At 28.3% G+C, this 18,301-nt stretch carries 15 protein-coding genes and 2 pseudogenes; 9 read left to right on the forward strand and 8 right to left on the reverse strand.

Annotated elements, in window-relative coordinates; all coding sequences use genetic code 11:
* Positions 1-93: 93 nt before the first annotated feature.
* Positions 94-1,725 carry a plasmid maintenance protein gene (locus tag U880_RS10580; protein ID WP_024655153.1) on the reverse strand — a complete coding sequence of 544 codons (1,632 nt, stop codon included), beginning with the start codon at positions 1,723-1,725 and terminating at the stop codon, positions 94-96.
* On the reverse strand, positions 1,679-2,161 hold the full coding sequence (locus tag U880_RS11845) for a hypothetical protein (RefSeq protein WP_024655154.1): 483 nt from the start codon (positions 2,159-2,161) through the stop codon (positions 1,679-1,681). Before U880_RS11845 ends, U880_RS10580 begins: the two co-directional genes overlap by 47 nt.
* 261 nt (positions 2,162-2,422) lie before the next feature.
* Here U880_RS11845 and U880_RS11850 point away from each other — a divergent pair, with 261 nt between their 5' ends.
* Complete coding sequence (locus U880_RS11850; protein ID WP_051373890.1) at positions 2,423-2,719, forward strand: hypothetical protein; 297 nt, start codon at positions 2,423-2,425, stop codon at positions 2,717-2,719.
* Between the two features lie 81 nt (positions 2,720-2,800).
* A complete protein-coding gene (locus tag U880_RS11855; RefSeq protein WP_051373891.1) occupies positions 2,801-3,124 on the forward strand; it encodes a hypothetical protein in 324 nt (107 codons plus the stop codon).
* Positions 3,125-3,991: 867 nt separating this feature from the next.
* Here the strand turns inward: U880_RS11855 and U880_RS0105860 are convergent.
* The 6 genes from U880_RS0105860 to U880_RS12015 all read right to left on the reverse strand — a co-directional run bounded on the left by U880_RS0105860 (position 3,992) and on the right by U880_RS12015 (position 8,640).
* Entirely contained in the window at positions 3,992-5,173 is a 1,182-nt protein-coding gene (locus U880_RS0105860; RefSeq protein WP_024655155.1) for an MFS transporter, read from the reverse strand.
* Positions 5,170-6,216 carry a ThiF family adenylyltransferase gene (locus tag U880_RS0105865; protein ID WP_024655156.1) on the reverse strand — a complete coding sequence of 349 codons (1,047 nt, stop codon included), beginning with the start codon at positions 6,214-6,216 and terminating at the stop codon, positions 5,170-5,172. Before U880_RS0105865 ends, U880_RS0105860 begins: the two co-directional genes overlap by 4 nt.
* Positions 6,217-6,837: 621 nt before the next feature.
* Positions 6,838-7,398, reverse strand: coding sequence for a chromosome replication/partitioning protein (locus U880_RS0105870; protein WP_024655157.1), 561 nt, complete (start codon positions 7,396-7,398; stop codon positions 6,838-6,840).
* 16 nt (positions 7,399-7,414) lie between these two features.
* Positions 7,415-8,161 (reverse strand): ParA family protein, encoded by a 747-nt coding sequence (locus U880_RS0105875; protein WP_024655158.1) that lies wholly within the window; start codon positions 8,159-8,161, stop codon positions 7,415-7,417.
* A 46-nt stretch (positions 8,162-8,207) separates the two neighbouring features.
* Entirely contained in the window at positions 8,208-8,531 is a 324-nt protein-coding gene (locus U880_RS0105880) for a plasmid maintenance protein (RefSeq protein ID WP_024655159.1), read from the reverse strand.
* A 1-nt stretch (position 8,532) separates the two neighbouring features.
* Positions 8,533-8,640 carry a plasmid maintenance protein gene (locus tag U880_RS12015; RefSeq protein ID WP_161626526.1) on the reverse strand — a complete coding sequence of 36 codons (108 nt, stop codon included), beginning with the start codon at positions 8,638-8,640 and terminating at the stop codon, positions 8,533-8,535.
* A 1,483-nt stretch (positions 8,641-10,123) separates the two neighbouring features.
* On the opposite strand from U880_RS12015, the gene U880_RS0105885 reads away from it, so the two are divergent.
* The 7 genes and pseudogenes from U880_RS0105885 (at position 10,124) to U880_RS0105915 (ending at position 17,754) form a co-directional block, all read left to right on the forward strand.
* Complete coding sequence (locus U880_RS0105885; RefSeq protein WP_024655160.1) at positions 10,124-11,389, forward strand: variable large family protein; 1,266 nt, start codon at positions 10,124-10,126, stop codon at positions 11,387-11,389.
* Between the two features lie 500 nt (positions 11,390-11,889).
* Positions 11,890-12,867, forward strand: a complete 978-nt coding sequence (locus U880_RS10240; protein ID WP_051373892.1) for a variable large family protein — start codon at positions 11,890-11,892, stop codon at positions 12,865-12,867.
* A 288-nt stretch (positions 12,868-13,155) separates the two neighbouring features.
* Positions 13,156-14,051, forward strand: a pseudogene (locus U880_RS10245) (variable large family protein).
* 118 nt (positions 14,052-14,169) lie between these two features.
* Positions 14,170-14,361, forward strand: coding sequence for a hypothetical protein (locus U880_RS0105900; RefSeq protein WP_024655161.1), 192 nt, complete (start codon positions 14,170-14,172; stop codon positions 14,359-14,361).
* A complete protein-coding gene (locus U880_RS0105905) occupies positions 14,285-14,929 on the forward strand; it encodes a Vsp/OspC family lipoprotein (protein ID WP_268744606.1) in 645 nt (214 codons plus the stop codon). The genes U880_RS0105900 and U880_RS0105905 overlap by 77 nt, the downstream gene beginning before the upstream one ends.
* 224 nt (positions 14,930-15,153) lie before the next feature.
* A pseudogene (locus tag U880_RS10250) lies at positions 15,154-16,135 on the forward strand (variable large family protein).
* A gap of 581 nt (positions 16,136-16,716) precedes the next feature.
* Complete coding sequence (locus U880_RS0105915; RefSeq protein WP_051373894.1) at positions 16,717-17,754, forward strand: variable large family protein; 1,038 nt, start codon at positions 16,717-16,719, stop codon at positions 17,752-17,754.
* The last annotated feature ends 547 nt before the right edge of the window (positions 17,755-18,301 follow it).

Genomic DNA, 18,301 nt, shown 5'->3' on the forward strand with positions numbered 1-18,301 from the left:
TTTTTTTAGACTGAATCTCATCGCTCATATAAGTTTGCCAAAATCTATCTCTTCTCAAATAAAGTCTTCTTGTTAAATACTTTAAACTAAATTTCATATCATCTCTCCTTTTGCATTGTGCATCAAAATTTTATCTTTATCTGGATCTTGCTCTTGATATGGAAGCATAATTCCCAAACTAGCAAGAGAAAGTCCTTTAGTAGTCTTAAATCCTTCAAAATTAGTGTTAATTTGTGATCTCGGCGGGCGTACGGCAATATTATCTCCCCTACCCTCTTCGTATAAAGGGTATAAATTTGCAATATCATCACTAGAATCGCTATTTTCAATACTTCCTACATAAGACCGTATTTCTTCTTTAACCTCCATTCTTAACTTTGCCTTTTCTTCTTCTCTTCTTCTGATTCGCTCTCTTCTTTCTTGTTCTTCTTGCCTAAATAACTTCTCTATATATTCTTGTTGTCGTTTGAGTTGCAGTTTGCGTTCTTTTTCTGCTTTCTCTTTTTCTTTTTTTTCTTCTTCTTCGTCTTTCACTTTTTTTGACACATGAAATTTAAAATTTTTGCTTGCTAATCTTATTCTTTCGCCATATTTTTCTTTTTTCGTCGTGTAATTTTTCTTATATTTGTGCGAGTACCAATCTTTGAATCGGCCCTCCCATATGATCTCATAGTCGTTTATTATGCCATCCGTTCTTTTCATCATCATCCACACTTTGTACTTGTACCTGTTTCCAAATTGCTTTAGAAAGTGTTTCAAAATATCTTCGATGTCATATTCTTTCCCATACTCATTTATGGCAGTCTCCAAATTTAGCAGGGCGTTTATGTACGTAGAATCGTTGTTGCTCAGCTCTTTCACCTGTTGCATATAGTTTTTGCTTATTTTGTGCACATCTATCAGTCTAGTTTTTACGCCAATTCGTTTAAATCGCACTTTTTCACTTTTTTGCTCAACTCTTTTTGGTTTTTCACATGAAAGATTTTTTACAGAGTTTTTCTCTAAAGAGTTCTTAGAATTCTCTTTATTTATATTGCTTATATTAGCTTTATTAATAACGTCCGGTGTTTGCACATGCGACATTTTGGTGAGGCTTTTACATTCTTTGAATTTAGGTAATATTCCAAACCTTTTAAGATTTGTGTAATTGAAAGCTGTATTTTCTATGTCTGCATCAAAATTACCGATGATTTTTTTATCATGTAGATTTTCTTTGAGTAATTGTATGAGGTATTCTAGAATTATATCTTTGTGTACATGAGCAAGTTCCATGTTTTGTACATAGTAAGCAATACTTCCTTTTTGTTCACCAAGTTTTCTAATTTTAGATTTTATCAATCCCATATCATTTAAGAGTTTTACATCTCGTTCAAGTGTTCTTTTACATACTTTTTTTAAGGAATCATTTTCTAATAATTTAAGTACTATTTTTTGGATATCACAAGCTGAATATTCTTCAATTCCCATTGATTGTTTATAATTTGTATTTTTAGTATTGATTGCCCAATAAACTTTAATTATTCTGTTATATCGTTTAATCATCTTGATTATTTGCAATTTAACATAGGAAATTCGTATTGTTTGGCTATTATTGGGATTTTTATGAATATTTAGTTCTACAAGGCTTGTTAATATTGCATTTATTTGACCTTTTGGGTCTTGATATTTGAAATTCTTATTATCTTTTGCTATACTTACCATAGGTATTTGAAATTTTTGATCCAAAGTTTAGATTTTCTTTTTTAAAGAATCTTTGGACCTTTGTTTGTATACTATTATATACAAATATTTCACTCTTGACTAGTTTTGCAGTTGGGGTGATTTTTTTATACACCATTCTTTTTATCGAATAAACCTGAGAAACAATTTCTAATAATTTAAGTACTATTTTTTGGATATCACAAGCTGAATATTTTTCAATGCCCATTGATTGTTTATAATTTGTATTTTTAGTATTGATTGCCCAGTAGACTTTAATTATTCTGTTGTATCGTTTTAGCATCTTGATTATTTGCAATTTAACATATGATATTCGTGTTATTTGACTATTATTGGGATTTTTATAAATATTTAATTCTACAAGGCTTTTTAGTATTATATTAATTTGACCTTTTGTGTTTTTATGTTTGAAATTCTTATTATCTTTTGATATACTTAACATATCTTTTGTTTTTTTGATCCAAAGTTTAGATTTCGTTTAATATGAACGAGCTTTGGATTTTAGTCTAATTAGATTTTAGGTTCTATTGGACTTTTATTTTTTATTATATATTAAAATTTTTCTCTTGACTAGTTTTAGAGTCACAATAATTATGTTATTTATTTATATAAAATCTAGGATTAATATTAATAATATGGTATCTTCTTTGACAAAGAATTTTATATTTATCATTAAATATGATAAGTCAAAAGATTTCTAAATATGGTTCGTAAGAGAGTGTTTCGTCATAATGTTACTTCAGGTTTTGGTGATTATAGTAATGAAATTGGGATGAGTTTTGGCTCAATGGAAGAAGTTATGTACAAAATGCACAAATTTGAGACGATTAAACGCATATCACAAGATGATTTGATGAATGGTACTGTAGCTGAGGATGAAGTTAAGGCTATCTTAGAAGATGCTCTTATGAAAGAGGTTTATGATTCAATTATTTTTGGAAAACGGAAGATAGAAAGTATTGCAACACTTTCTGGTAGAACTAAATTAACAGCTATATAGGCTTCATCATTAACTACTGGGATTACGTTATATCGAAAAGTTGTGGAAGCTAAACGTAAATTCGAGGAGCATCAGGAAAAATTGACAAAATTTGAAAAATTATTTTATCAGTTGCTATTGCCTTATAAGTTTTCACATCTATTATTAGATCGTTACATTGAAACTCTGACTCATTATGTGACAATAAAGGATGCACTTCTCAAAGACCATAATATAGTAACAGCATTATTTAAAGGACTTGACCATCCAATTCTTTATGAACCCAATGAGACAGTAATGTTTGTGTCAATTTTGTCAGAAATAGATTTTAGGCGTAAGGGTGATTATATTCATGCATCAATGTTAGCAGGAATTGTTCATTTGCGTCCAGAAGAAGTTGTTGAGATTACTGTTAGTGCTAGTTGAGTCTAAAATATTAGTTGGAAATATTGTTGACAATTTGTATTATAATTTTATACAAAAAACTTACTTGAAAAGTAATTTTAGCTTTGACTTTGATGTCAAAGACCTTGAGTGATAATATAGATAATGAATTTACTGAGCTTGGTAATAAAGTTAAAATTAACAAAACAGAACTTAGTGATAAGTTAAAATTGAATAATTGAATGTTTGGAACTATTATCACACTTAATGTAGGAATTCTCTTAATATTAATTTCAATAATTCATTAGGTTTTTGTTGGGTAAATAAGATGAATTACTAAATTTATAAATTTTTGTAAGTTTAGTAATTCACGTCAAATTATAATCGAATTAATTGTGAGTAGTTTCTGGCTTAATCTTTTTAATCATCTTAATTTGAAATTTATTAGCTTGTGTTTTGTCTTTAATAGTTTTTTATTTTTGATTGTAATTTAATTTTATGGTCAGGTTTTTAACAACAACCTTTTTAAAAATTATCACTAAAAATTTCTTTATGGTTTTTGTGAGTAGTATCTAAAATATTATTTATCGAATGGTATTTTTCATTTTATGGGCATAATCACTACTTATACCTATTCAATTTGATATCGAGATTGTGGTATATGTTTTATCTATTCTATGTTGTATTATGAGCTTTATTAATTAACTAAAATCTAAGATGAATGGAATAAAAACCGCAAGAATTAATGTAATATTTATCTAGAATCGCATAATGCTGTATTCCATTAGAAAATAATATCAATATACAATGTGATAGAAGATATGAAGTTAAAGAAAATCCTGTATCAAATTATATTGTAGATATTACAAAAGGAAACAAGACAATAATGTTAGATACAAATTCTCAAATTTACTTGATGTATTCTTTTTTATTATCCGTAAATTTATATATCACAAAGACAGATAGAATACAAAAAATAAGTATTAATAAAATAAATGTATTTATGATGCTTATCAAACTAGCTAAAACTGAACATGCTATCAATACTAAGAATGAAAATAAACGAGATATTGTACTATTAATAGAAGTTATGGTGCCTAAAATTTTTGAATCTATATTTTTTCTTAAAAAATATTCTAAATTATTAGAATAAAGAGAAACTAAAATTACAAGCAATGTTATTATGGTAACAAACATATAAGTGTATGAAATTATTTTTGTTAAAATTGATAATAAAAATATGATACTTAAAATAACATAAGAATCATATCTTGAATGTCTAATTTTTTTAAAGATCCATGCTCCTACAATATTTGAGAAACGAAATAATATATATATAATGCCAAATATGCTAATAGGAACATTTTTATCAATAAAAATTGCTTGCCAGTATAAATAAAAAGGTTGAAAAAAAAACTGAATAGAGCTGATTAAAATAAGTAATTCTATGAATATTTTAGACCTTAATAACATAATTATATTTTTTTTAAATTGTTTAAGATATAAACTTATATCTTCCTTGTTATAATCTATATTTTTATCACTTGATATGAAAAAAATTGTTATTAAAGATGATATTAAATATAAAGATAATGAAAGAAGATAAATATTTTTATCAATATATAAAAACAATATGCTTCCTGTATATCCACCTAAAATAGCCCCAGTACTTAAAATTATTTTCATAGATGATATAAATGCTTTTAACTTTTTAGAATTATTTTGATATATATGAGTAAAACTAATATCAATTGTACCAGTATTAACCGCAGATGAGACACCATATATAAACCAAGCAATACAAAGCTTTATAAACGATGATGTTTGAAAAATAATAAAATAAGCAATCATTGATAAAAAAATTGACGATAAATAAACAATTTTCCTGTCAAAAATGTCTGATATTATGCCTGAAGGAAGCTCGAAAAAAATAATTGCTAACATATAAAACATTTGCACTATAGCAATATCTCTTAGTTGCAAACCTTTATTTATTAAAATAATAGTTAAAACAGCATGTGGTAATGTTCTTGCAAATTCTGATAAAAATAATGAATAAAAATAATATCTTTGATGTTTATCTTCTATCATAAATTTTTATTACACTTGCAAAATTTATTTTTTTTAACATTAATTGAATGTAATGAAAAATCATGATTGCTAATGCCAATTCTTTTGTTTAAAGAATTAATGTTTTTATATTCACCACCAAAATAAAATATTATATCAATAATAGCCATACTTGAGGCAATTGCATTGTTTGTAAAAAAAGAAGGAGCTTGATAATCCTTATTTGCAAGTGTTATTTTGTCTTCTATTATAGAAGATGATGATGTTTTTACAACCCCAATATCAGTACAATAAGAACAAGAAGAAATATTAGGAATATAAAATGGACCAATAACCGAAAAATCATTAAGATATCCAATATTTATAAATGGAACAGAATGATCAATACAAAATTTATTAATTAAAGGTAGACAATAATCATCATCTGCTGACAATACTATTAAAGATGGTTTAATTTTTGAATTACACAAAATACTTTCTAGTAACTTTGTTGAAACTTTTTGTTTATATTTTTGGGTTTTAATAGTTTTATTTATTGATTTTATTTTTTTTTCAATTATATCTACTTTATTAGCCCCTATAAAATCATAATCAAATAAAAATTGTCTATTTAAATTAGATTCTTCTATTTTATCTTCGTCTATAAAAGTTATAAGTCCTAATCCTAAAGTAGAAAGAGAATAGGTCATAAAATTGCCAATACCGCCACATCCAATGATAATAATATGCTTTTTTTCTAAATTGAAATTTTCTGGATTTGTTAATAAAAGATCTAAGAAATATTTATTTTTTAAGTAAATGTTATTTTGAGCATGTGTATGTGTATAAAAGGGAATTAATATTTTATTATCTAAAGCTAACTTAATAATTTTATTATCAATATGGTTTTCAGTAGCAAACGATATTAATTCTTCGTATGTTTTTTTCTCCTGTGCAAATATTACAATGTCTAGTAGCTTTTCAAAAAGATTATCATCTACTTCAATTTGAAATTGCCCTAAATTAACAAGATTGCCCGAAGTGGATTTATTAAAGAATGAAGTTGGATTTTTTATATAAATCATTTTTATAACCTCTGAATATTTAAAATCAAGCATACAAAATGATGATAAAAAATTTTGTATGCTTGATTTTAAATATTAGTTAAGTGTTTTTCCACGCATGACAGCTACCTCCACTAAATATATTTTTTATAATATTAAAAAATATATTTAATTTCAAGATGTTAAAAGAATATGTTTGTATTTAATTTGATATTTTTATTTTTAATTTAAAATAATTAATTTAATTTAATCTCATTCTATCCTTTTAATGTATTTAATTTTTAAATTATAGCATTTCATAAAATACAATATAGAGGTATCATTGGTTTTCATAGGTTACTTAACTATGCATTTAATACCAGAGCTTTATTGATCTTTTTCCTAATCATACCAAATATTCTTACTTTTATTTTATTTGATACGCATTTTATTTTTTGATTAAAAAATATCAAAATGAAAATTTTAATACTTGAATATTAAAGGTTAAATTTGCTTTTAATATAAAGCACTGCTGTTGTTTGTCGGTGTATAACAAATTTAAGGTAAACTCAATAGTTGTTTTATGAAGATCTTTATTGACAGAATATATTTGTAAACATTCCATCTTACATATTTTATACATTAAATTAATTTCATGCATTTTTAATTATTATCTTTTAAATTTTTAAATTTTGTTTGAAGCTTTCCAAGCAAATTTTTTCTATTAAAAAAAATTTCATCCAATATAAAACCAGTAAATTTGGGATTTTTTTTATAAAAGTCATAACTTTCTTGTCTTTTAAGTCGAAATTTCAAAGGTTTTATTACATTCTGTCTTGATTTCTTAATGTTAAATCCTGCTTTATTTCTTAAAGAAAGAATAATATCATGAATTCCATTTTCAATAATGTCTTGTTCTTCAACTAAACCCTCTTGTATGGCATTTGCTATCTTTAAATATTCATAAGCCTGAGTTTTTGCTATTCTATAATGTCGAGTAAATTCTTCAAAATTTTTATATCCATCTAATTTATAATATGCATTATCTTTAATCTCTTTCAAAATTTTCATGCTTTCTATTTTGTTTAATATTTCTTTTTGAAAATTAAATACTAATCTTTCTTTCAACGAATTATAATATTCTAATATTTGATTCTCATTAGCTATATCATTTAAAGGATGATTTTCATCTTCAATAACACGTTTTGTTATTTTTATATTCATAATTAATTCTCCCTATTTATTTTTCCGTATTACGGAAAAATTCGTTAATAGCTGTTTGATATTCTTTTATGTAATCTTTATCAAGATCGAACATATCATTTTGTGCAATTCTTTTATTTAAATCTTCTCTTTCAGATACAACTCCTAGAAAATTGAATTTTTCTTTTATCATACTTAGCAAGTTTTTACGGGTATTATTTTTTTTAAAACGAGTTACTAAAACAAAGATTGGTATATCAAATTTCAATTTCCTTAGAAAAAATTCCAGTATTTCTAGACTTTCAAATGCCCAACGTTCAGCAGTCATTGGTACTATTATATAATCACTTACAACTAATGCATTTGTCAAAATAATGTCTAAACTAGGACTTGTATCAATTATTATGTAATCATATATGTCATATAATAATTTTAAACTTTGTTTGAATCTTAATTCCTTAAAAGCAATATTATCGTTGTGAAAAAAGTGCAAATTTAAATAACTTGGCAATAGGCTTAAATTGTTATCTATTTTAACAATAGTTGAATTTATATTAATTTTATCAATCAATACTTCATAAATATTTTTGCTGACAAGATTTAAATTTTGATTTTCTAATTTATCATAAAAATAACTTGTCACTGATGCTTGTGTATCCATATCTATTAAGAGTACCTTATGTTTTTGAGATAAAATGGTAGCAACAAGTAACGCACTTGTGCTTTTCCCAACGCCACCCTTAATACTTGCAATAGTTATTACTTTTGGTTTTTTTCTAGCCATCTTGTTATAATTAATTCCTCCATTTGGTAATTGTTTTTCATAAAACTTATATACTTCCTTTTTTAATTAATTTATTGTTAGAGTTCTTTGTATATTCTAACCTTTCTTTTTTATTTAGAGAATCTTTTAATAATCTTACAAAGACATTTATTTTTAATTTATCCTTTAATTGATGAAGTAGTATGGCAAATGTGTTGTTTCTTGTATTTTTTTTATTACATTGAGCAGATTTTTTAAGTTTATTCATTATATTTCTGGAATTATCGTATTTTTCATTTTTTATTATAAAGTGTGGTTTATTTTGTGTTTTTCTTGTATTTTTTATGTGAATCTTGAATTGGTCATTATTATATACTTTATTTTTGTTCATATTAAATCTCGTTTTTCATGCTTATACCTAAATGTCTATAATAATTATTTATTACTTGAATTTCCTTTTCTAATTTATAAAGAAATTTTCCTTTACTGTTTGCATTCAATAAATGTACAATGACATTATATAATATTATATCTTGATTGTTGATTAATTTTAAATTATTACTGAGTGGATTGAAATTAATCTGTTTAATTAAAAAAAAGAGAATATGATGTTTTTGAAATAAAAAATTTTATTATATTTTTATTAATAAATTTATTTTTGTTATTTTGTAGTTAAAATAATGGAGATGCATCTAAGCAAAGGCATTATACGTATATAAAATTTGTGAGATAAAAAATAGACTTAATATACTATCTTTAAAATACTTGAGCTCCTTACAAAAGTAATGAAATAAACTTTAAGTAGCAAAATTAGAGTCTATGAGAATGTTAGATTCAATTTTTAAGGTTACAGTGATGATACGGAGATTGTCCCAAGAACAAAACACACTTTAACAAATGCTATTCTTCAAGAACTAGTAGTATACTTTACTCCAAAGAAAGATGCACTCTTAGCTACCAATAATAGATATTATAAATATAGCTATGGAAATTGTTTTTATGTTAGCTAAGCTAAAAAAATAAATTAGATCAAATATTGATATATAAATTTATACATACTAAGGAGAAAAATATTTTCCTTGGTGATCTATTTTAAAAACTATACATTATTAATTGATAACATTCAGTGAAAGTAAGATAGATATTTGATTAATTCGGATCTAATGTAAAAAGAGGTAAAAGAGATATATAAATGATTTAATGATAAAGTAGATAGGCTTGATTTTGCTTAATTTATCATTTGCTGTATTATATTTATCCATTGTATCATGTGTAGTCTTTAGTATCAAAATTTTGATGTAATATTCATAACCAAGCATTACTTAGTATATTTATTTTATCATCATTATTTTAAGCAGGCATTAATAGAGATAGTGTTATTAATTTGCATTATAGACATCATAAAAATGATATCCTTGAGAAGGATTTTGAATATTTAGAAAATTTTAGAAAATAATTTCAATTTGAAACTTGAATTTTATAATGAGCTATATTATGTTAGCAATAACTTTGATTTTAAGATAGACAATGCTAAAAGTGAATTGAGTTCTGGTGTTGCGATTCTTAATAATTAAATTGTTATTATAAGAAAATATATGGCGGAATATAATAGAGTTGTGATATTCAATTTATAAATATCTACATTAGAATTTAAGAGTACGATTTTGATTTTAGAAGTAGATAATTGTTTAATGATTTATAACTAATATAGGCAACATATGAAAGTATTATTTATTGTGGAGTATTTTTTAAAATATGCTTGTTAAAATTAGTGAAAAAGAGATTATAAGAATTAAGAGTTTAAGTTAATATACTATTAAGTAAAGTATATGATTGATTATTACCAGTTTAAACTGATAGTTGTGATAGTTGTGTATTATATTATCCTTAAAATAATGTTTAGTAGTAATATTTTTTCTTTTTTTTAGAATATGTGATATATATAATTTATATTGTATATATAAATTAAGAACGGAGGTTTAAATGAAAAAACCATTAGGTTTATTAATAATAATTAATTTATTTATGGGGTGTGATAGTGACAGTATGTTTAGTTTAAGCAAATTGATAGATAAACATAAGGATACTGCTAGTAATATACTTGGATTAGATAAATTATCAGATGAGAGTAAGGGTGCTTTATTAGATTCAGCATTAACAATTGGACAAGAGATGGTACAAGTTGGGAAAGATATGGGTCCTAGAGTAGTAAATATGGGAGAAGAAGTAGTATCAGGAACATTGGAATTAGGACAAGAGATGGTACAAGTGGTACAAGATTTAGGGGAAGTAATAGTTCCAGAAGTATTACAAGCAGGTCAAGTGATATTGCCAGGAGTATTACAAGCTGGTCAAATTGTAGTTCCAGAGGTATTGGAGACAGGGAAAGTGATAGGACAAGGTCTTCAAGATATTTTTTGGTTTGTTGGAAATGTTGTTAGTGATATGTTAGAAGATTTGCTTGTTAAGGCAGATATTAAGTTTACTGATAAGAGAAGTAAGGTAAAAGAACACTTTGACAAAGTGAAAAGTCAATTAGAAGATGTTAAAAGAAGTAAATTAGGTGGTTCATCAGAAGTTCTTAGCAAATTAATTACTGCTGTAGAGAAATTAGCCAATGCTGTTGGTGATGATAAGATTGATATTGGAGCAATAAGCGATAGTAGTACTAAAGCATCTATTGTTTCTAATGGGGACAGTGTTAAAGATATCATTGATGGGATTAAAGAAATAGTTGAGCTTGCTGAAAAGTCAGGTGTAAGTATTGAATCAGGAAATGTTGGGCTTGAAGTTAAGGCCGAAAGTCCTTCTGGTGCTTCTGCTGCTCTTAATGGTGGTCAAGGTGGTGCACAAGAGGGAGCTGGTGTTAAACTTGCTGAAGAGGTATCTAAAGCTGACCCATGGGCAATACTTGATAAGATAAAGAATTCTAAAATTAAGAATGGTAATCTTGAAGATAATGATAAGAGTGCTGGAGAATTGGTTACTGGTTTTGTTAATACTCCTAATGGTATTGGAGCAAAAACTAATGCAGACTTTGCAGCTGCTGTTGCATTAAAAGCAATGAGTAAATCTGGTAAATTTGCTGTTCAGAGTAATGATTCGAATAGTGATGATGCTAATAAAATCAAAGATGCCGCAGCTGAGGCTGTTAACAAGGTATTAGATACACTTGGTTTAATTATTAGACGGACAGTTAGAATGGAGATTGGTAAGGTTAACAAAAAAGTAATTGAGCAAAAATCTTAATTTACTTTATTTAAAGTTCAATACTTGCTATTAAATTCAAATCATGATTAATAGCAAGTTTGGTGTAATATAAATTTATTTGGATGCATCTATATATAAGAGGAAGTGTTGTAAGTAATGATGTTTTTTCTATGTGGTGCTATCCATTTAAAAGATTAAATATTATTTTAATAGGATTAATTTTTTAAAAAGTTTTAAACTTGTAAATATTATTAAAATATGATTATTATATAATCTAAATAAGATAAAATAGTTTTATTATGCCAATGGTTTAAAATATTTTATTTTGTAGTACTGCTTGAAAATATTTTGGTTTATTTATTCTTATTTATTGTATATTTGTTTATTTTATTCATTCGTTATTTATCTGATTTTGTGTTTTGAACGTCTTCTTTAAGATAAGATAGAGTAAAAAAGAAATAAGTATGTAATAAAAGATATTAAAAAGGGGGGAGAGAGCATAATCAATATAGAGAGGAGTAAAAGGGTTATTTTTATTGATGGTGGTGATGAGGTGTAATAGTGGGGGAGTAGGAAAGGATCCAGAGAAAGTGTTTTTGAGTGAGATGGTAAATTTAGGGAAAGGATTTATGGAAGTATTTGTGAGTTTTGGCGATATGATTACGGAGACATTAGGAATCAAGGCGGATACAAAGAAAAGCGATATTGGGGCATATTTTACTAAGATTGAGAATACTATGAAGATAGTGAAAGTGAAATTGGGGGAGATTTTAGAAAAGAATGGGAATTATACGAAAGTAAAAGAAAAAGTTGAGGAATTTATTGGGAAGATAAGTAAGGTCGAAGAAGGAGCAAAAGAAGCAGCTAAAGGGGCTGCAGGAGAAGATAAGATTGGTGGTGCTCCTACTACTGGGCAAGATCCTTCGCCGGCAGATTTTGCAAGTGTTAACTTACTTATTAAAGGGATTAAAACAATAGTTGGCGTAGTGTTAAAATCAAATGAGGGAAATCCAGAGGCTAGTAAGACCGGTGACACAGAAAAAAAATCGATTGGTAAGTTGCTTAGTAAAAAGGATGATGGAACAGAAGCACATTCGGCTGCAGCAAGTGCATCGATAGGAGCGGTAACTGGTGATGATATTTTGCAAGCTATTGCTAAATCTGGTGAAGCTGCTAATAATGATGTTGGTATTGATCAAGCAAAAAATGTTGCTGAGATTGCTGCTGCTAAAAAAGAAGATAATAAAGAATTTGGGATAGAATCAGCAAAGAAAGATGCAGTAATAGCAGGAGGGATAGCATTGAGAGGAATGGCAAAGGGAGGAAAATTTGCGGCTAAGAATGAAGAGAAATCAGCAAATGCAGTCAATGGAGCAGTATCAAGTGCAGTAAATAAGGTATTGAGTACATTGATAATAGCAATTAGAAATACAGTAGATTTGGGATTAAAAGAGATAAATAAGGTATTAGGAGAAATTAAGCAAGGAGAAGGTGTTGAAGCTAAAGTTAGTGAGTAAGTTGCATTAGTATATATTGAATATAGTTAAAATTCTTAGATAAGAACGTTGGAAAAGGGAGCAATAAAGCTCTCTTTTTATTTGTAGTATTGTATATGTTATATAAATAATCATTTATTCGTTTTTTATTGGCTTCCTTAACTTAGCAAAAAAGCTAAAAAATAATAGTAAATAAAATAATAATATAGGAGTCGAAGAAAAAGATGAAAGAAGTGATATTAAAATGGAATGAAGGGAGAGAATAATATGGGAGAGAGAAGTATGTGAAGGAATAATATGGGTAATAATATGGGAAGGAAGAGAGGAGTAAAGGGAGTAATGATGATGGTGGTGATGGGATGTGATAGTGGAGGAGTAAAAGGGAGAGAGGGAAAGGTAAACTTGGAAGCTAAGAATGGTTTTTTAGAGTCGTTAGTAAAGATAGGAGAAGGATTTCAGGAAATTTTTGGCGTTTTTGGAAGTGCTGTTGGAGATACATTAGGATTTAATGTTGTTAAATCTGACGATAATAGAAGCAAAGTGGGAGAACATTTTAAGACTATTGGAGATGGATTAAAGAATACTAAGGATAAATTGGATGAGTTATCAAAACAAATAATTTCGATTACAAATGCCGATACGAAAGGAGTAGAAGCTGCTATTCAGGGTTCTAGTGAGGTGATTGGGAGGTTAATTAATTCTTTGACTAAGCTTGCTGGTGCTGTTGGCAGTATCAGTATTGGTGATAATACTGCTGGTGCTGGTGCTGGTTCTAAGCTAGCTGATGAAATAACTAAAGCAGATTCATGGGCAATGATTGATAGGATAAAAAATGCTAAGACTAAAATCGGAAATCTTGATGCTAATGCTAGTAATGGTTCTGGAGAGTTAGCTACTGGTACTCCTAGTGATGCTAATGGTGCTAAGGCAGCTACTAAGCCGATTTAGCAGCTGCCTTAGCTTTAAAGGCTATGACTAAGTCTGGTAAATTTAGTGCTGCTGCTGCAGATACTGGTATTGTTAAAGTCGCAGCAGCTAGTGCTGTAAATAAGGTATTAGGAATATTGGATGCAATAATTAGGAAAGCAGTCAATCTTGAGCTTGAGAAAGTTAAAGAAGCAGTTAAGGGAATAAAATATTCTGAGACATCTGGAAGTCATGTTCCAGATGTTGGTACTATTATTCAAACTCCTTCTACTAAATAAATCTTAGGATTAAATAATAAAGTTATTTGAGGGAAACGCTTTGATCTTTATGAATGAGAGTTGTTTTCCTTTTTTGCATTTTGGTGTGTTTTATTGAATATTTATTATTTTTTCATTTATGATACATGCATTTCATTCATTTTTTATTTGTCCATTTTTTTCTTGGTTTTACTTTCGTACTAATCTTGGAAAGCAACAATTAATTTTAGAAAAGAGAAAGGAGAGGAGATATAATGAGAGGGAGAAGAATAGTAAAGGGAATAATGGTGCTGGTGGTGCTGGTGGTGATAGTAGTGATGATGGGATGTAATAGTGGAGGAGTAAGTGAGGGAAGTCAAGCAAAAGCGACTAAGGCAGATGGGAGTGTAATTGATTTAAAAGTGATTAGGGAGAAGATAAAGAGTGCGGTAGAGTTTGCGGGGAAAGTAAAGGAAGTGCATACTTTAGTTAAGTCGGTTGATGAGCTAGCTAAAGCTATAGGAAAGAAAGTTGAGGGTGCGGGTAATCTTAGTGATGATGGTGGTCAGAATGGTTCTTTGATTTCAGCAGCGTATAGTATAATATCGTCTGTAAGCACGAAATTAGAAACATTAGAACAACAAGCTGAAGTTTCTACTGAGTTAAAGGCAAAAATTACTATTGTTAAAACTGGAAGTAAAAAGTTTACAGATACAGTGAAAGGAGCAAGTGCTGATCTTGGGAAAAAAGATGCTTCTGATGAAAATGCAAAAAAAGCTTTACTTAAAAGTGATGCTGTTGGAGATAAAGGAGCCAAAGATCTTATTGCTTTAAACACAGCAATTGATGAGTTGTTAAAGAATGCTGAAGTAGCAGTAGCCTCTGCAATTAAGGAGCTTACAACTTCTGCTGATAATTAATATTTAATTACAAGGTAAGTAATTGAAAAATAAAGCTAATAGCTTAGTGCTATTGGCTTTATTTAGTATTTAGAGAATATAATTGTTTCAATGGTTAAATTTGATGTGATTGAATTTGAATATTTAAATTCAAAGTATTTTATTTTATAAATTAACGTTTATAAATATGTGTTCAAGGGAAAAACAAAACAAAAAAGGTGAAAATAGTAATGTGACGACTTTATATAATAGTATCTTGTGGTAATGTGGGAGAAGAGTTTAAGGTGAAGTTTTCGAGTGAGATTGTTAATTTAGGGAAATAATTTTGGACGTTTTTTTTACTCTATGGTTGCCGAGACATTAGGAATCAAGGCAGATACAAAGAAGGAAGAGATAGGGAAATATTTTAAGACAGTGCAGGGTACTGTGCAAGGGATAAAGGATGGACTTAATAAAATTGTTAGTGAGATGAAAAAAGAGAGTAATCTTAATGCTGAGGCTACTGAGAGTGCAGTTAAAGCATTAGTTGAGAGTAAACTAGATAAGATAATAGAAGGAGCAAAGACAGCGAGTGAGGCTATTGGTGTGGAAGGTGATGAACTACTTGGTAATTTTGCTGCTGCTAATAGTGTTGGTGTTGCAGGTACTGATGTTGAGAAGCTAATAAAGGGAATTAAAGGGATTGTTGATATAGTACTTAAAGGTGTAGGAAATGCTGATGCTGGGAATGGTAAAAAGGCTAGTGATGGTTCTACTGCAAGAACTGCTAATGGTGGGAATGATGAAGCAGGAAAATTATTTGATTCTACTGCTAATAATGGAGTTGGTGCAGCTGCTGGTGATGCAAAGAAGGCGGCGGCTGATGCGTCTAAAGCCGTTGGAGCAGTGACTGGTGCTGATATACTGAAAGCTATAATTAAAAATGGTAATGCCGCTGCCGCTCAAGCTAAAGATGCGACTATAGCAGGAGCAATAGCGTTAAGAGCAATGACTAAAGGTGGTAAATTCCCTGGGGCTTCTAATACTTCTGCTGATAATGCTGATTATACAGTTGTAGTTAAAGACGTAGTATTAAGTGCGTTGACTAAGGCCTTGGATGTATTAACAGTAGCAATAAGAAGTACTGTTGATGAGGGACTTAAAACTGTTAAAGAAACAATGAAAATCAATGTTAATGTTACTCCTGTAGCATCTGAGAAGAGTAGTTCTGATGTTCAGAATCAGTAGTCAAAACTAAATAATAAAATACGAGAAATAAAGTTAAATTTATGAATGAAAGATACTAAGAGTTATGCTTTTGGTATCTTTCATTTTGTAGTGGCAAATTAAGATTTATTTTTTTTATATTATTATTTGCAGTAACAAGTGCAGTAAACAAGGTGTTAAGTATACTTATAATAGTTCAATTAGGAATGCATTGGATGAAGGTTAAAAGGGATTAGTGAGGTATTAGGAGAGATTAAGTAAGGAGAAGATTTTGAGGCTAAGGCTAATTAATAGGTGAATTAGTATATATTGAAATATAATTAAGTTATTATGTAAGAATTTTGGCAAAGGGAGCAATAAAGCTTTCTTTTTTTATTTGCAGTATTGTGTATGTTATATAAAGCCTCATTTATTTATTTTTTATTTTTAAAGATAAGCTATAAAAAAGTAAAAAAAACAAGGAGGCTAAGAAAGGAATGAAAGAGAAGAAAGGAATAGGAAATATAGAAGAGTGTATAAGCGAGTATAGAGAGAAGGGAAGAGAGAAGGGAAGAGAGAAGGGAAGTAAAAGAGGATTAAAGGGGATAAGAATAAGAGAAGTAATGATGGTGATGGTGATGATGGTGGTGATGGGATGTAATAATGGAGTGTTGGAGTCGGAGAAGATAGGGTTGGAAAAGAAGAATAGTTTTTTAGATTCTTTAGTTAAGATCGGAGAGGGATTTCAGGAGATTTTTGCTAGTTTTGGCAATGTTATTGGAGATGTGTTGGGATTTACTGTTGTTAAATATACAGATAATAGAAGTGAAGTGGGAAAACATTTTGAAAATGTAGGAAAAGGATTAAAAAGTACTAAGGATAAATTAGATGAGTTATCAAAACAAATAGTTTCTGCTTCTAATGCTGATACGAAAGGAGTAGAAGCTGTGATTCAAGGTACTAGTGCAATTATTACTAAACTAATTACTTCTGTAACTAAGCTTTCTGGGACGGTTGGTAATACTGAAATTGCTGATGGTATAGCTGTTGCTGGATCAGCACCTGCTGAAGAAGCTAGTGTTAAATCTTTTATTGAAGAAGTTAGAAGTATCATTGATATTGCTGATAAGTCTGATGTAAAAATTGAAAAAGGGAATGCTGGTGCTGCTGTAGCAAATGGTGATGGCCCTAAAGCAGTGGTTCACAATGCTCAGGCTGGTGCAGGTGATACTACTAAACTAGCTGGGGAAGTTGCTAAGGCAGATCCATGGGCAATGATTGATAAAATTAAAAATGCTACGACTAAAAATGCTGCTCCTGCTGCTAATGATAATGCTGGACAATTAGCTACTGCGACTGATGCTAATAATGCTAATGGTACTGCAGCTACTAATGCAGATTTAGCGGCTGCAGTTGCACTAAAAGCTATGATTAAAGGTGGTAAGTTTAATCAGCCTGCTCAAAATGAAGATGGTGCACTTAAGGCAGCTGCTGTCAGTGCAGTAAATAAGGTATTAGGGATACTTGATATAATAATTAAGAAAACAGTAGAAAGTAATTTAGATAAAATAAGAGAAGCGGTTAAGGGAATAAAATACTCTGAAAGTGGTGGAACTGAGGCTAGTCAATCTGATGCTACTCAATCTGTTGTTACTAAATAAAGAATAAAGAGTGATTAATAAATTATGAAATGTAAACACTTCTTTTTATAATGCTATAATAGAGAGAGGTGTTATTTTTGTTAATTATGTTACTCGATGTACATGTTCTAATTAAAAATATTCGGTTTATTGTATAAAATTGTATAGGATAGATTTGCATAGTTGTAAAATTTTGTATAAAGATATAATGAATCATAAGAAGTAAGTTTTAGTTTATATGAGATATCTTAGTTGTTTTAGGAGATTTAATGACACGCCCAGTTGTAATATTAATTTAGTATGGTATCAAAACATATTAAAACTTCTAACTAAACTAAGATCTTACACAACAAGTATATATTAAAAATGTAGAAAAGTCTAGCAATAGTAAAATTTTGTTTTTTTAATGTAGATAATAGAAAACTTGTACTATTTGATATTAAGAGGTAGTTTTTAGAAAAATTAATAATTTCTTTAGAATTTATTTCAATTATATTATTTGTACTATTGTTAAATATGATTTTATCATTTTTTGATGTTTGATTTTTTAAAAAATTTTTTTATACTA

It is taken from the genome of Borrelia hispanica CRI (assembly GCF_000500065.1).
In the GTDB taxonomy this organism is placed as follows: domain Bacteria; phylum Spirochaetota; class Spirochaetia; order Borreliales; family Borreliaceae; genus Borrelia; species Borrelia hispanica.

Coding starts and splice junctions, on each gene's coding strand:
- U880_RS11845 (WP_024655154.1), bottom strand. CDS start 2,161: ATGTTAAGTATATCAAAAGATAATAAGAATTTCAAACATAAAAACACA.
- U880_RS11850 (WP_051373890.1), top strand. CDS start 2,423: ATGGTTCGTAAGAGAGTGTTTCGTCATAATGTTACTTCAGGTTTTGGT.
- U880_RS0105860 (WP_024655155.1), bottom strand. CDS start 5,173: ATGATAGAAGATAAACATCAAAGATATTATTTTTATTCATTATTTTTA.
- U880_RS0105865 (WP_024655156.1), bottom strand. CDS start 6,216: ATGATTTATATAAAAAATCCAACTTCATTCTTTAATAAATCCACTTCG.
- U880_RS0105870 (WP_024655157.1), bottom strand. CDS start 7,398: ATGAATATAAAAATAACAAAACGTGTTATTGAAGATGAAAATCATCCT.
- U880_RS0105875 (WP_024655158.1), bottom strand. CDS start 8,161: ATGGCTAGAAAAAAACCAAAAGTAATAACTATTGCAAGTATTAAGGGT.
- U880_RS0105880 (WP_024655159.1), bottom strand. CDS start 8,531: ATGAACAAAAATAAAGTATATAATAATGACCAATTCAAGATTCACATA.
- U880_RS0105885 (WP_024655160.1), top strand. CDS start 10,124: ATGAAAAAACCATTAGGTTTATTAATAATAATTAATTTATTTATGGGG.
- U880_RS10240 (WP_051373892.1), top strand. CDS start 11,890: ATGGTGGTGATGAGGTGTAATAGTGGGGGAGTAGGAAAGGATCCAGAG.
- U880_RS0105900 (WP_024655161.1), top strand. CDS start 14,170: ATGATACATGCATTTCATTCATTTTTTATTTGTCCATTTTTTTCTTGG.
- U880_RS0105905 (WP_268744606.1), top strand. CDS start 14,285: ATGAGAGGGAGAAGAATAGTAAAGGGAATAATGGTGCTGGTGGTGCTG.
- U880_RS0105915 (WP_051373894.1), top strand. CDS start 16,717: ATGATGGTGATGGTGATGATGGTGGTGATGGGATGTAATAATGGAGTG.